9 protein-coding genes, 1 pseudogene and 1 riboswitch are annotated in these 13,728 nt (G+C 71.5%); of the genes and pseudogenes, 5 read left to right on the top strand and 5 right to left on the bottom strand.

Annotated features, from left to right (window positions below; genetic code table 11):
* Positions 1 to 63: 63 nt before the first annotated feature.
* The gene (gene yaaA / locus R2J75_RS10960) at positions 64 to 822 is read left to right on the top strand and encodes a peroxide stress protein YaaA (RefSeq protein WP_316410131.1); all 759 of its coding nucleotides are present in this window, start codon (positions 64 to 66) and stop codon (positions 820 to 822) included.
* 1 nt (position 823) lies between these two features.
* On the opposite strand, the gene R2J75_RS10955 is transcribed toward yaaA, so the two are convergent.
* Positions 824 to 2,245, bottom strand: a complete 1,422-nt coding sequence (locus R2J75_RS10955; protein ID WP_279342221.1) for an N-acyl-D-amino-acid deacylase family protein — start codon at positions 2,243 to 2,245, stop codon at positions 824 to 826.
* Between the two features lie 51 nt (positions 2,246 to 2,296).
* A riboswitch (S-adenosyl-L-homocysteine riboswitch) is annotated at positions 2,297 to 2,381 on the top strand.
* A gap of 77 nt (positions 2,382 to 2,458) precedes the next feature.
* Between R2J75_RS10955 and ahcY the strand changes: the two genes are divergently transcribed.
* From ahcY to R2J75_RS10935, 4 genes are read left to right on the top strand one after another with little or no spacing between them, the layout of a single operon-like run.
* A complete protein-coding gene (ahcY, locus tag R2J75_RS10950; protein ID WP_243335157.1) occupies positions 2,459 to 3,859 on the top strand; it encodes an adenosylhomocysteinase in 1,401 nt (466 codons plus the stop codon).
* A 6-nt stretch (positions 3,860 to 3,865) separates the two neighbouring features.
* Positions 3,866 to 4,621 (top strand): TatD family hydrolase, encoded by a 756-nt coding sequence (locus tag R2J75_RS10945; RefSeq protein WP_243335156.1) that lies wholly within the window; start codon positions 3,866 to 3,868, stop codon positions 4,619 to 4,621.
* Positions 4,618 to 5,388 (top strand): tRNA threonylcarbamoyladenosine dehydratase, encoded by a 771-nt coding sequence (locus tag R2J75_RS10940; RefSeq protein WP_243335155.1) that lies wholly within the window; start codon positions 4,618 to 4,620, stop codon positions 5,386 to 5,388. The genes R2J75_RS10945 and R2J75_RS10940 overlap by 4 nt, the downstream gene beginning before the upstream one ends.
* Before the next feature lie 58 nt (positions 5,389 to 5,446).
* Positions 5,447 to 10,162, top strand: a complete 4,716-nt coding sequence (locus R2J75_RS10935; protein WP_316410130.1) for a CheR family methyltransferase — start codon at positions 5,447 to 5,449, stop codon at positions 10,160 to 10,162.
* Here R2J75_RS10935 and R2J75_RS10930 read toward each other — a convergent pair.
* From R2J75_RS10930 to R2J75_RS10915, 4 genes and pseudogenes are all read right to left on the bottom strand, one after another.
* A complete protein-coding gene (locus R2J75_RS10930) occupies positions 10,159 to 11,298 on the bottom strand; it encodes an alkaline phosphatase family protein (protein ID WP_243335154.1) in 1,140 nt (379 codons plus the stop codon). The genes R2J75_RS10935 and R2J75_RS10930 overlap by 4 nt on opposite strands.
* Positions 11,299 to 11,502: 204 nt before the next feature.
* A complete protein-coding gene (locus R2J75_RS10925; protein ID WP_316410129.1) occupies positions 11,503 to 11,766 on the bottom strand; it encodes a GxxExxY protein in 264 nt (87 codons plus the stop codon).
* Between the two features lie 136 nt (positions 11,767 to 11,902).
* A pseudogene (locus R2J75_RS10920) lies at positions 11,903 to 12,630 on the bottom strand (IS5 family transposase).
* A gap of 115 nt (positions 12,631 to 12,745) precedes the next feature.
* Complete coding sequence (locus R2J75_RS10915) at positions 12,746 to 13,627, bottom strand: DNA cytosine methyltransferase (protein ID WP_243345965.1); 882 nt, start codon at positions 13,625 to 13,627, stop codon at positions 12,746 to 12,748.
* Positions 13,628 to 13,728 lie beyond the last annotated feature (101 nt).

Raw genomic sequence — 13,728 nt, 5'->3', positions numbered from 1 at the left:
CCGCCCGCCATGACGGAGAATGGGGGAGGATGCCCCGCATCCCCCCTGTCCTCCGGAGGTGCCGTGATCTTCGTGATCGCCTCGGCCAAGAAACTCGATTTCGCGCGGCAGCTCCCCGCCGTGGAGGGCACGGCGCCGGCGCGGCTCAAGGAGGCCGCGGGGCTGGCGCGGATCCTGAAGGGCCTGGATATGGCGGCCCTGGCGGACCTCATGGGCATGAGCGGGGAGCTCGCGGCCCTCACGGCGGGGCGGTTCGCGGCCTGGAAGCCGGCCCACGCGGCGCCGGAGGCGCGGCCCGCGGTCCTGGCCTACAGCGGGGACGCCTACCAGGGCCTCGACGCCTGGAGCCTGGCGCCGGCGGACCTGGCCTGGGCCCAGGACCGGCTCCGCATCGTCTCGGGCCTCTACGGCCTCCTGCGGCCCCTGGACCTCATCCGCCCCTACCGCCTGGAGATGGGGACGCGCCTGGCGAACCCGGACGGGGCGGACCTGGTCGCGGCCTGGCGGCCCCGGGTGACGCGGGACCTGGCCCGGGACCTGCGGGCCGCCGGCGGCCCCCTGGTGAACCTGGCCTCGGGGGAGGCCTTCGCGGCCGTCGACGCCTCGGGGCTGGGCCGGGTGGTGACGCCGGTCTTCGAGGACCTGCAGCGTGGGACGTACCGGGTGGTGAGCTTCCACGCGAAGCGGGCCCGGGGCCGCATGGTCCGCTTCGCCATCCGGGGGCGGATCGAACGGGCCGAGGATCTCCAGGCCTTCGGGGAGGACGGCTACCGCTTCGAACCCCGGGCCTCCGACGGGGACCGGTGGGTCTTCCGGCGCTGACTCAGAGGAGCGCGCCGGCCGCGCCCTGGCCGGTTTCGCGGCCGTTCACGTAGACGGCGGCGATGCCCGCGGGGGGGGTGCGGGGGTCGGCGTAGGTGGCGTTGTCGCGCAGGGCGTCCGGATCGAAGAGGACGAGGTCCGCGGCGAAGCCGGGCGCCAGGCGCCCGCGGTCCCGCAGGCCGAAGACCTCGGCGGGGAGGGCGGTGATGCGCCGGACGGCCTCCTCCAGGGTCAGGCGGGGGCGGTCCAGGGCCATGCGCCGCAGGTAGCGGGGGAAGGTCCCCCAGAGGCGGGGGTGGGGATGGGTGTCGTGGGGCAGGCCGTCGGAGCCCACCATGCAGCGGGGGTGGAGGAGGATGCGGTCCACGTCCTCGGCCAGCATGTGGAAGTAGACGCCGCCGCCGGGCTGGAGCCGGTCCAGGGCCTCGAGGGGCCCGACGCCCCAGTCCGCGGCCACCGCCGCCAGGGTGCGGCCCGCGGCCTCGGGGTGGGGGCGGGACCAGGCCACGAGGACCTCCCGGCTCTGGGCGGCGAAGGCCGGGTCCAGGACGGTGGAGCCGGCCTCGTAGGGGTAGGCGTCCAGGGCGAAGGGCACGTCCGCGCCCTCCTCGGCGTAGAGGTCCAGCAGCTCCCGGCTGCGGCCGCCGTTGGCCCGGCCCGCGGCCTTCTGATGGCTGAGGACGAGGGGGGCTTCCGCGGCGCGGGCGATGGCGAAGGCCTCCCGGGTGGCCTCGGCGACGCCGTCGAACTCGTCCCGCACGTGGACGCAGAGGCGCCCGCCCCGGGCGGCGGAGGCCCGGGCCAGGGCCGCGGTCTCGGCGGCGGTGGCCCCCAGGTTGGGGGGGTAGGCGAGCCCGGTGCTGAAGCCCCGGGCGCCGGCGTCCATGGCCTCCTCGACGCGGCGGACCATGGTCCGGAGCTCGCCGGGGGCCGCGGGCCCGCCGATGGCGGCGACGGCCCCCACCCGCAGGGTGCCGTGGCCCACCAGGGGCACGACGTTCACGGGGAGCGGGGCCGCCCGGAGGGCGTCGAGGAAGGCCGCGAAGGTGCCGAAGCGGTAGTCGCCGGCCCCGCCCAGGAGGTCCAGGGGCGCGGGCGGGTCCTCCCGGGGCAGGAGGGGGGCCAGGCTGATGCCGCAGTTGCCGGTGACGACGGTGGTGACGCCCTGGGCCAGCTTGGGCCGGATATCGGCCTCCTGGAACACGGCCCGGTCGTCGTGGGTGTGGACGTCGATGAAGCCGGGCGCCGCGGCGAGGCCCCGGGCCTCGACGACGGTGCCGGCCCCGGCCCCGGCGAGGTCCCCCAGGGCGGCGATGCGCCCGTCCCGGATCCCCACGTCCCCGGTCCAGGCGGGGGCGCCGGTTCCGTCCAGGATCCGGGCGTTCCGGATCAGGGTTTGGAAGGCGGGGGCGGACTCCAGCATCACCCCTCAAGGATAACTGGTGCATGCCGATGAGACAGCGTATCATTGAGTTCTTCCGAGAGGCGCTGCAAGGCATCCCCATGTCCCAGGCTCGGAAGCCGGCTCGTCCGGTCACCACCAACGGCGCTTACCTCACAACCTCTGCCGGGTTTTGCGGGTAAGGCGCCGTGGTGCTCCCCGCCAGGTTCCCGGCCGTCGTCCAAGGAGCCCACCATGACCACCGTCGCCACCGACTTCCAGGTCGCCGACCTGTCCCTCGCCGCCTGGGGACGCCGGGAGATCGCCATCGCCGAGACGGAGATGCCCGGCCTCATGGCCATCCGGGAGGAGTACGCCGGCGCCAGGCCCCTCGCGGGCGCCCGCATCGCCGGGTCCCTCCACATGACCATCCAGACCGCGGTGCTCATCGAGACCCTCAAGGCCCTCGGGGCCGAGGTCCGCTGGGCCTCGTGCAACATCTTCAGCACCCAGGACCACGCGGCCGCGGCCATCGCCGACGGCGGGACGCCGGTGTTCGCGTACAAGGGCGAGAGCCTGGACGACTACTGGGCCTTCACCCACCGGATCTTCGACTTCCCCCAGGGGTCGGCCAACATGATCCTGGACGACGGCGGGGACGCCACCCTCCTGCTCCACCTGGGCGCCCGCGCCGAGCAGGACCCCTCGATCCTGGACAACCCCTCCAACGAGGAGGAGACGGCGCTCTTCGGGGCCATCCGCCGCCGCCTGGCCCAGGACCACGGCTGGTACGCGCGGCAGCTGGCCGCGGTGAAGGGCGTGACGGAGGAGACCACGACGGGCGTGCACCGCCTCTACCAGATGGCGGAGCGCGGCGAGCTCAAGTTCCCGGCCATCAACGTCAACGACTCCGTCACCAAGAGCAAGTTCGACAACCTCTACGGCTGCCGCGAGTCCCTGGTGGACGGCATCAAGCGCGCCACGGACGTGATGATCGCCGGCAAGGTCGCCGTGATCTGCGGCTACGGGGACGTGGGCAAAGGCTGCGCCCAGGCCATGCGCGCCCTCTCCGCGCAGGTGTGGGTGACCGAGATCGATCCCATCTGCGCGCTGCAGGCCGCGATGGAGGGCTACCGGGTCGTGACCATGGAGTGGGCGGCGGACAAGGCCGACATCTTCGTCACCGCCACGGGCAACTACCACGTGATCGGCCACGACCACATGGCGGCCATGAAGGACCAGGCCATCGTCTGCAACATCGGCCACTTCGACAGCGAGATCGACGTGGCGAGCCTCGAGGGCTACCGGTGGGAGGAGATCAAGCCCCAGGTGGACCACATCGTCTTCCCCGACGGCAAGCGCATCATCCTGCTGGCCAAGGGCCGCCTGGTGAACCTGGGCTGCGGCACGGGCCACCCCTCGTACGTGATGAGCTCCAGCTTCGCCAACCAGACCCTGGCGCAGATCGAGCTGTGGACGAAGCAGGGCGAGTACCCCATCGGCGTCTACACCCTGCCCAAGAAGCTCGACGAGCACGTGGCCCGGCTCCAGCTCAGGAAGCTCAACGCCCAGCTCACGGAGCTCACCGAGGCCCAGGCGAAGTACATCAGCGTCCCCGTGGAAGGGCCCTTCAAGCCCGACCACTACCGGTACTAGGACCGGGTGCTGGTCGACGCCCACTGCCACCTCCAGGATCCGCGGCTGGCCGCGGACCTGGAGGGGGTGCTGGCCCGGGCCCGGGCCGCGGGGGTGGGCGCCTTCGTGGTCTGCGGGACGCGGGAGGCCGACTGGGGGGCCGTGCTGGACCTCGCCCGGACCCGGGCCGGGGTCATTCCCTTCGCGGGGCTGCACCCCTGGCATGTGGCGGAGGCCTCGCCCGGCTGGGAACCGGCCCTCGTGGCGGCCTTCCATGCGGGCGCCGGGGCAGGGGAGGCGGGCCTGGATTTCTCGGAGGGCCGGCCGGACCGGGACCTGCAGGAGGCCGTGCTGGCCGCCCAGGTGCGGCTGGCGGCGGCCCATGGCCTGCCCCTCGCCCTCCACGCCGTAAAGGCCGCCGACCGGCTCGCCGCCGTGCTCCGGCGGGTGGGCCTGGGCCGGGCCGGGGGCTACGTGCACGCCTTCTCGGGGGCGCCGGAGGTGGCGCGGACCTACCTGGACCTGGGCCTCCACCTGTCCTTCGGGGGGGCGATCACCCGCCCCGGCGCGACCCGGGCCCAGGCCGCCCTGGCCTTCGTTCCGCGGGACCGCTACCTGCTGGAAACGGACGCGCCGGACCTGGCCCCCGCGGGGGTGACCGGGCCCAACGAACCGGCCCACCTGGCGCTGATCGCCGCCGCCGCCGGGCGGATCCGGGGCGAGGACGCGGGGGCCCGGGCAGCAGACAACGCACGCACGCTTCTGGGAAGGTGGTTGGCATGAGATGGTTCGCCCGCACGGAACAACTGCTGGGGGAGGCGGCGTATGCCCGATTGGCCTCCAGCCGGGTCGCGGTCTTCGGCCTGGGCGGCGTGGGCTCGTACGCGGTGGAGGCCCTGGCCCGGGCCGGCGTGGGGGAGCTGCGCCTGGTGGACTACGGCGTGGTGGACGAGAGCAACATCAACCGCCAGCTCTTCGCCCTCCACAGCACGGTGGGGCAGCGGAAGGTGGACCTGGCGGCCGCCCGGGTGCGGGACATCCAGCCGGAATGCAGGGTGGATGTGCGGCCGGGCTTCGTGAACGCGGAGACCGTCGAGGGGTTCCTGGATCCGGCGCCGGACCTGGTCATCGACGCCATCGACAGCCTCAACTCCAAGGTGACCCTGCTGGAGACCGTCTGGCGCCGGGGCCTGCCCCTGGTCAGCAGCATGGGGGCGGGGGGCCGCCTGGACATGGGGGCCCTGCGGGTGGGGGACCTGGCCGAGACCACCATCTGTCCCCTGGCCCGGATGGTGCGCCTGCGCCTGCGCCGGCGGGGGGTGACCGGCGGCATCCCCTGCGTCTATTCGGTGGAACCGGCGCGCAACACCACGCCCTACCAGGCCCAGGACCGGGGCGAGCACTTCGGCACCGGCCGGGTGCGGACCCCCATCGGCACGGTGTCCTACATGCCGGCGGCCTTCGGGCTGCGGGTGGCCCAGGAGGCCATCGCGCGCCTGCTCGCTGTGGCTCCGGAAGGGGAAACGCAAAAACAAGTGGAAATGGCCTGAGAAGTTAAGCATCATAGGCGCACCTTTTTCCCTTGAACGGAACCCGACGGGGCGCCCCATGACCGATGCACAGGCTCCATCCAGCCCTGCCGGCCCGGCCGAGGATCCGCTCCGGCTGGTCTGCCTCGTGGCGTCCGCGGGCGGCCTGGATCCCCTGAAGCTGATCACCGCCTGCCTGGGGCCGGGGTTGGCGGGGGTGGTGCTGATCCTCCAGCACTTCCCCGAGGACCAGGCGAGCCACTTGCCGGATCTCCTCACCGCCTCCTGCGCGCTGCCCGTTCGGGTGGGATTGCCGGGCACGGTCCTGGCGGCGGGCACCCTGTATGTGCTGGGCGGGGGCATGGAAGTGGAGGCGGTTCCGGGCGGGCTCTGCCTCCGGCGCGACCAGGCCATCCCCACCCAGGACCTGCCGGGGGACCATCTGCTCCGCTCCGCCGCCGCCGCCGTGGGCCGCCGCGCCGCGGGCATCCTGCTTTCGGGCACGGGGCGGGACGGCACGGAGGGCCTCCGGGCCATCCGGGACGCGGGGGGCATGACCCTCGTCCAGGCCCCCGCCAGCGCCGCCTATGACGGCATGGCGCGGAGCGCCATGGAGGCGGGGGTGGCGGGCCGGGTGCTGCCGCCGGAGGAACTGGCGGTCGCCATCCAGGAGTTCTGTCAGGGCGCGCGGCCGGGGGCCCCTGGCCGTTCCGGAGGCCTCCCGGAGATTTGCGACACCCTGACGCGCCTCACGGGGCACGACTTCCATGGCTACAAGCAGGGGACCCTCCTCCGTCGGATCCAGCGCCGCATGCGCGCCTGCCAGTGCCGCTCCCTGGGGGAGTACGCCCTGGCCCTGGAGGGGAACGCCCAGGAGGGGGCCGCCCTTCTGGCTGACCTGCTCATTGGCGTCACGGAGTTCTTCCGGGATCCCCTGGCCTTCGAGGCCCTGGGCCGGGCCCTGGGGGCGGCCCAGGCGGCCGGCGGTCCGCAGCCCCGGGACATCCGAGCCTGGGTGCCCGGGTGCGCGACCGGGGAGGAGGCCTATTCCATCGCCATGGTCCTCTCCGAGACCCTGGGCGACCTGCGGCCCCTGAAGGTCTTCGCCACCGATATCGATGTCCAGGCGCTCATGCGGGCCAAGCAGGGGCAGTACCGGGCCGAGGACCTGCGGGGCGTTTCGGCCGGGCGCCTGACCCGGTTCTTCGAGGCGGAGCTGGACGGCCTGCGCATCCGGAAGGAGCTGCGGGCCTGCTGTCTGTTCTCCTTCCACAACCTCCTGCAGGACCCGCCCTTTTCGGACCTGGACCTGATCAGCTGCCGGAACCTGTTCATCTACCTCCGGCCGGAGGTGCAGGAGCGCCTCGTGCCCTTCCTCCACTTCGCCCTCCGTCCGGGAGGCCTCCTGTTCCTGGGGCCATCGGACGGCACCGGCGCCCTGGGGGAGCTCTTCGAGCCCCTGGACGGCTCCCATCGCATCTTCCGGCGGCGGGACGCGGTGCGGCGGCCGGCCCTGGTGGGCCTGCAGCGGTCGCTGGGGGAGCCGGGAAGCGGGGCCTATGTGCGTTCCCCCGCCCCCGCGATGCCCGTGGGATCCGTGGGACTCTTCGAACGGTTGCTGCTGGAGGAGTTCGTGCCGCCGAGCGCCATCGTCAACGCGGCGGGGGACGTGCTCTACGGGGCCGGCGGCATCGGTCGCCACCTGGCGCCGGCCCTGGGGACGCCCACGGGGAACCTGGTGCGCGGCGCGGGCGGTGCGCTGGGGACGACCCTGAAGGCCCTGCTGGTCCGGGCCGCCGCCGAACCGGGGGGCACGGCCCAGGCCGTCGTCCGGGACGAGGCGGGGACCGCCCCCGGCCTCATCCGGGTGCTCGTGCGGGCCCTTCCGGGCATGGGCCGGGCTTCCGGCACCTTCGCGGTGATCCTTCGCCCGGAGGGCCCCGCCCAGGATCCGGTTCCTTCCGGCGACACGGGCCAGCTGGACGCGCCCCTGCTGGAGCAGCTGGATTCCGAGCTCCGGGCCACCCGGGCGGAGCTCCAGATGACGGTGGAGGACCTGGAATCGGCCAACGAGGAGCTGCGCAGCTCCAACGAGGAGCTCCAGACCTCCCAGGAGGAGCTCCAGTCCGTCAACGAGGAGCTGGTCGTCATCAACCGGGAGCTCCAGACGAAGGTCCAGGAACTGCAGGAGGCCAATGCGGACCTCCAAAACCTCTTCGCGGCCACGGACATCGCGACGCTCTTCCTGGACGGGGAGCTGCGCCTGGCCCGCTTCACCCCCGCGGCCACAGCCCTTTTCGGGCTCCAGCCGACCGACGCGGGGCGGCCCATCCAGGATCTGGCCCCGCGCTTCACGGGCCTGGACCTGCCCGCCGAGGCCCGGCAGGTCCTGGCCGACACCGCGCCCCGGAACCGCCAGGTGCGCAGCCTGGATGGGGACCGCCACTACCTCGCCCGCCTCCTGCCCTACCGCAACCTCCTGCAGCAGGTGGAGGGGGTGGTGGCCACCTTCGTGGATTACACGGAAATCCACCGGTTCCAGGCGGCCCTGGCGGACCGGGAGGAGCGCCTGACGCGGGTCCAGGCGGGGGCCCAGGCCTGCACCTGGGAGATGGACCTGGGGACGGGCCGACTCTACTGGTCGCCCGAGTTCTACCGGCTGCTCGGCCTGGATCCCGCCCTGGAGCCCTCCCTGGACACGTGGCGGACGGCGGTCCATCCCGAGGACGTGGCCCGGGTGCTTTCGACCCTGGGGGACCTCCAGGTCAGCGACCGGGTCTACGAGAACGAATACCGTGTCCTGCTGCCGGACGGGCGCTGCCGGTGGGTCCTGTCCCGGGGTGCCGTCCAGCCGGGTCCCGGCCCGGGACGGATGGCCGGTCTGTCCCTGGACATCACGGCCCGCAAGGATGCCGAAGTCCGGCTGGCCGTGAGCGAGGCGCGCCTCAACTCGGCCCTGCACCGGAGCCACACCGGCGCCTGGGCCTTCGACCCCACGACGGGCGAAGCCTACCGGAGTCCCGAACACGCCCGGATCTTCGGGTACGAGGGGCTGGAGGACCCCTGGACCTTCGCGATCTTCCTGGACCACATCCATCCCGACGACCGGGTTCGGGTCCGGGAAGCCATCCAGGCTGCCATGGCGGCGGGCCGGGACTGGGACCTGGAATGCCGGATCCGCCGCCGGGATGGGTTCCCGCGCTGGATCCGCGTGGCGGGCGGGCCAGACCCCGGGGAGGGCGGCGCCGTGGCGCGCATGGCGGGGGTCATCCAGGACATCTCGGACCGCAAGGAGGCCGAGGAGGCGCGGCTCAAGTCCGAGCGGCAGTTCGCGGCCGCCTTCCACGGCAGCCCCGACGCCATCGCCATCACCCACGCGGAGACGGAGGTGTACCAACTGGTCAACGAAAGTTTTTCCAGGATGCTGGGCTACACCCCGGACCAGGTCATCGGCCGCTCCGCCAAGGATCTGCACGTGTGGCTGGACCTGGAGGACCGGAGCCGCTGGATCGCCACCCTCCAGCGGGAGGGGCAGGTCCGCAGCCTGGAGTCCCGCTTCCGGAAGGCGGACGGGCAGATCCTCGTGGCGGAGATCTCCTCCCGGCCGTTCCAGATGGACGAGGGGTCGTTCATCCTCACCCTCATCCGCGACCTGACCCAGGTCAAGGCGGACCAGGAGGCCCGGCGCACCCTGGAGGCCGAGGTGGCCCAGATCCAGAAACTGGAGAGCCTGGGACGCCTGGCCGGCGGAGTCGCCCACGACATGAACAACGTCCTGGGCGCCATCTTCGCGGTGAGCCAGACCCTGCGGGCCCGCTACGGCGGGGACCCCACCCTCGACGCCGCCCTGGTGACCCTGGAGCGGGCCGCGGGGCGGGGCCGGGACCTGGTGAAAGGCCTCGTCGGGTTCAGCCGGAAGGGCACCGGCGCCTTCCTCCCCCTCGACCTCAACGACATGGTGGCCATGGAGCGGGACATCCTGGACCACACCCTCCTCCAGAAGCACCAGGTGGAGACGGACCTGCAGCCGAATCTTCCCCTGGTCCAGGGCGATGCCGGCACCCTGGGCAGCGCCCTCATGAACCTGTGCGTCAATGCGGTGGACGCCATGCCCGCCGGCGGCACCCTGCGGATCCGCACCCGGGTGCTGCCGGGCGGCTTCGTCCAGTTGGACGTGGAGGACACGGGCGAAGGCATGCCGCCGGAGGTGCTGGAGAAGGCCATGGAGCCCTTCTTCACGACCAAGCCCCAGGGCAAGGGGACCGGCCTGGGGCTGGCCCAGGTGTTCACGGCGGTGCGCGCCCACGGCGGCCAGGTCTCCCTGCGCAGCGAGGTGGGCCGGGGCACCTGCGTGACCCTCGTGCTGCCGTCCACCACGAGCGGGGCCCTGCCGGCGCCGGAGACGGCCCAGGCGGAGACGGGCGCGGGGCGCGAGATCCTGCTGGTGGACGATGACGAGCTGGTGCGGTCGGCGCTGCCCCTCATGCTGGAACTGCTCGGCCACCGGGTCCGGTGCGCGGGGGGCGGTCCGGAGGCCCTGGCCATGCTACGGGAAGGCTGGCGGCCTGCGGTGGTCCTGCTGGACATGAACATGCCGGGCATGGGCGGCCTGGAAGTCCTCCAGGGCATCCGCGAACTGGACCGCCGGCTGCCGGTGATCCTCACCACCGGCTACACCGACGAGGACGTCACCGCGGCCATGGCCGCCGACCCGCGCCTGCTGCTGAGCCTCAAGCCCCTCACCATCGAAGGTTTCCAGCGCCAGCTCCGGACCGTGGACCAGCTCCCCGATTAGGGCAGGAGTTCCTTCACCGGCGCGCCGTCCGGGGTCTCGGCCCACCGGATGTTGAGCCAGGTGGCCACGGTGGGGGCGATGTTCCACAGGGGCGTCGGCGGCAGGGGGGTGGTCCGGCCGGTGCCCAGGGCCACCAGCCAGGTGTTCATGGGCGGGTTGGGGGTGAAGTAGCCGTGGGCGCCGTGCCGGCCGTGGATCTCGCTGGCCACCCGCCTGGGCTCGGTCTCGCCGGCGATCCAGGCGCCCAGAGGGGCTTCCACCAGCAGGGCGCCGACGCGGGGGTTGGCGGCCAGGTGGAAGGCGGCCGGGATCTCGGCGTGGGTCCAGGTCTTGAGGCCCGCGGCCCCCAGGCGCTCCACCGCGCCGGGATCCAGGGCGCCCTCGGGATAGACGTAGGCGCCGCCGCCGTGGGCGGCCACCTGGGCGGGGCCGCCCAGGAGGGGCCGGATGTCGATGCGCTGGCCCATGGGCACCATGCCGTGGTCGGCCAGGAGCAGCACGCGGATGCCCGGGTAGCGGCGGGAGAGCTTGGCGACCCAGGGGGCCACCTCCCGGTCCAGCTTGGCCAGCTTGCGGGCGGTGCGGGTGCTCTGGGGGCCGGTCTCGTGGCCTTCCGTGTCCGTGCCGGACAGGTAGGCCATCACCAGGCGGGCGCCCTCCGCGAGGGCCTGGTCGGCGAAGGCCAGGGCGGCCTTATCCGGAACGCCTTCCTTGAAGGTCTCGAACCGCCACGGGGCGACGCCGTTCCAGGGGCCGTCGGCGCAGGGCCAATGGTAGACCGCAGTGCGCACGCCGCTTCGGGTGGCCGCCACCCACAGGGGTTCACGCTGGAGCCACTCGGCCTTGGCCGAATGGGTGACCAGCCCCTTCTGGGGGTCGACAAAGTGGTTGCCGACGATGCCGTGGTGTTCCGGGTAGCAGCCGGTGGCCAGGGTGGCGTGGCCGTTGAACGTGGTGGCCGGGGCCGGCGGAATGCCTTCGCCCCGCTGGCCGGTCTTCGCCAGCTTGTGGAAGCGGGGCATCGTGTGGGCCGTGAACTGCAGGGCCCCCAGGCCATCGAAGCTCAGGACGACGACGGGGCCCTCCGCGGAGAGGGCGAGGGTGGAGCAGAAGAGCAGGGTCGTGAGCGGGCGCATTCCCCAGTATAGCCCCGCCCCGGGGATTTACGAGGGGTTCATGGGTTCAAAAGTTGGGAAATCAGGTACCTGGAGACTTCAAGCCTAGGGTGTGTTCGTAATCTAGGATAGTAATGGCTAATGCCCATCCGTGCCGGAGCATGGAGGAGCTGGAATAGTGAGTCTGTGCTGCAGTGCCTGATGGCGCCGCGCATTCGCAGCATCCTATTGGAACGCGGAGGCGCGGAGGATCTCGCTGAGGCTCGCGGAGAAAGGATCAAGCCCCCTCCACTCGATATCCAGGAAAACCTCCCGCTTCACCTTATGGCCGGCCAGTCTCAGGGAGTGCGCCAGACAGACCTTGTAGGGATCTTCCAGGAGTCCGTGCCCCAGAGCCTTCTGGATCTCGATGGCCTCCCCGATGATGGCCTGGGTGATCTCCTTGTGCGGATGATCCTCCCCGTCGACCTCTCCCCAATGCCTTCCCATCACGCCTCCCGTTGGGACGTGTCATTGGGAGGTGGCAGGTTCCAGGAGCGCTTTCCTCCGCGACCCTCTGCGAGATCCTCCGCGCCTCCGCGTTTCATAGGATCAATGAGGATCCGGAACGCTTGTCACCCTCCGCTCATAGCCTCAGCCAGATCACGATGCAGGCCAAAGCCACCTGGGCTGAGAAACTTCGCGCCGTTTTGTCGAACCTGGTGGCCAGCGCCCTGAACTGTTTGAGCTTGGCGAACCCATGCTCGATGGCATGGCGGGCCTTGTATAGGTGTGAGACCCAGGCCGCCGGATTCTTGCGCCGGGGATGAGGTGGGATGACGGCTGTCGCACCCATGGCCTCGATCGCCTTCCTTACCGGGTTCCCATCGTAGGCCCGATCTCCGAACACGTACTCTGCCTGCCAACCGCACAGCAATCCTTCAGCAGACCGGCTTTCATGGGCTTGCCCCGGAGTGACCAGGAAATCCAAAGGATTACCGTGGGCATCGCAGATCAAATGGATCTTGGTCGAGCATCCACCCCGAGATCGTCCGAGCGCCTGGTTCCAGAGCCCCCCCTTTTGCCTGCTGAAGGTTGATGAGCGCGAATGATGGTGCCATCCGGCATGACCCACTCCAGGTCGGCTTCCTTGCGCAGGAACTCCAGGATCCTTTGCCACACGCCGCGCTTGGTCCAGGCCTCAAATCGCGTGTACACGCTTGTCCAAGGTCCAAATTCCTCCGGCAGGTCCCTCCACGGCGCCCCAGTCCTGTGCCTCCACAGGATCGCCTCCACCATGGGACGGTTGGGGTGACGGGATCGCCCCATCCCTCCACGCTCTGGCGGAAGGAGCGGTTCAAGCTTTGCCCACATGGCATCGGTCAGGAAACGTCTCGGCATCGTTACCCCAGGAAAATTCGTGGTGTACGAGCCTTTACGTATGAGTACAAGTTAACTATTTACCTAATCTATAGATTCCGAACACAGCCTAGCCGCCCGCCGCGGGCAGGACCTGCTGTGCGACCCAACGGGCGACGGTGAGGCTGAGGCCGTTGCCCAGGAGCTTGTAGCGGGCCTCCAAAGGGACGGAGGCGGGGAAGCGGAGCGGGGAGGTCCAGCCCAGGAGACGGGCGACTTCCGGCACCGAGAAGCGCCGGACCCCCCGGGGGGTCACCAGGTACGAGCCGCCGCCCACGAAGCGCCGGTAATAGCCGCCGATGAAACAGGCCGAGCGGGTGTCCCAGGGCCGCACGAGGTCCAGGCCGGGGCCATGCCGGTCCAGGACCTCGGCCGGCAGGTACAGGGACGGATCCTCCTCCGCGTCCAGGTAGGGCGCCAGGGGACCCGGGGGGATGGCCGGGGGGAGGGCGTCGGGGAGGGGATCCAGGGAGGCGGCCAGGAAGGCCCGGGGCCGCTGGTTGGGGATGCCGAAGCGGGTGGGGCACAGGGTGTAGGCCCGGTGGTGGAGGCCGGCCCCCTCGAGCCGGGCCGTCAGGAGGGCGTGGGCCTCCGAGCCCCAGAACCCCTCCACGGATTCGAGGAGGAGCCGGCGGGGCGGCGCCTCCCGCAGCAGGTCCACGAGGTGGAGGAAGGCCCGGGACCGGGGGTCCGCCAGGTCCCGGTGGTGGCCCATGCGGCAGAAGGGTTGGCAGGGCGGGCTCATGACCCAGGTGTCCGCGCCCAGGGCCGCCAGCTCCGCCCGGGGCAGGGAGGCCAATTCCCGCGCCCGGGGGCGGTGCCCGTGATTCACAGCATAGGTGTCCAGGGCGTGGGGACTGATATCATAAGCCATCCGGATGGTTACACCTTCGCCCAGGGCGGCTCTCCAGCCGCCCACCCCGGCAAAGAACTCCACCACCTGGATCGACACCCCAACCTCCTGGGACCATGGTACCGGGACAAGGACCCCGAATCGCAGGACCGATAGGATTTCTTGAAGGTCCCTATGCAGAAATACAAAGACGTCCTCCC

Origin of the sequence: Mesoterricola sediminis, assembly GCF_030295425.1 — a bacterium.
GTDB lineage: Bacteria > Acidobacteriota > Holophagae > Holophagales > Holophagaceae > Mesoterricola > Mesoterricola sediminis.
The sequence above is the reverse complement of the archived record's forward strand: the minus strand, read 5'-3'. Positions and strand labels throughout refer to the sequence as shown.

Excerpts from the sequence above, each read along its gene's own strand:
- R2J75_RS10955 (WP_279342221.1), bottom strand. The coding sequence starts at position 2,245 with ATGCTGGAGTCCGCCCCCGCCTTCCAAACCCTGATCCGGAACGCCCGG.
- ahcY (WP_243335157.1), top strand. The coding sequence starts at position 2,459 with ATGACCACCGTCGCCACCGACTTCCAGGTCGCCGACCTGTCCCTCGCC.
- R2J75_RS10940 (WP_243335155.1), top strand. The coding sequence starts at position 4,618 with ATGAGATGGTTCGCCCGCACGGAACAACTGCTGGGGGAGGCGGCGTAT.
- R2J75_RS10935 (WP_316410130.1), top strand. The coding sequence starts at position 5,447 with ATGACCGATGCACAGGCTCCATCCAGCCCTGCCGGCCCGGCCGAGGAT.
- R2J75_RS10930 (WP_243335154.1), bottom strand. The coding sequence starts at position 11,298 with ATGCGCCCGCTCACGACCCTGCTCTTCTGCTCCACCCTCGCCCTCTCC.
- R2J75_RS10925 (WP_316410129.1), bottom strand. The coding sequence starts at position 11,766 with ATGGGAAGGCATTGGGGAGAGGTCGACGGGGAGGATCATCCGCACAAG.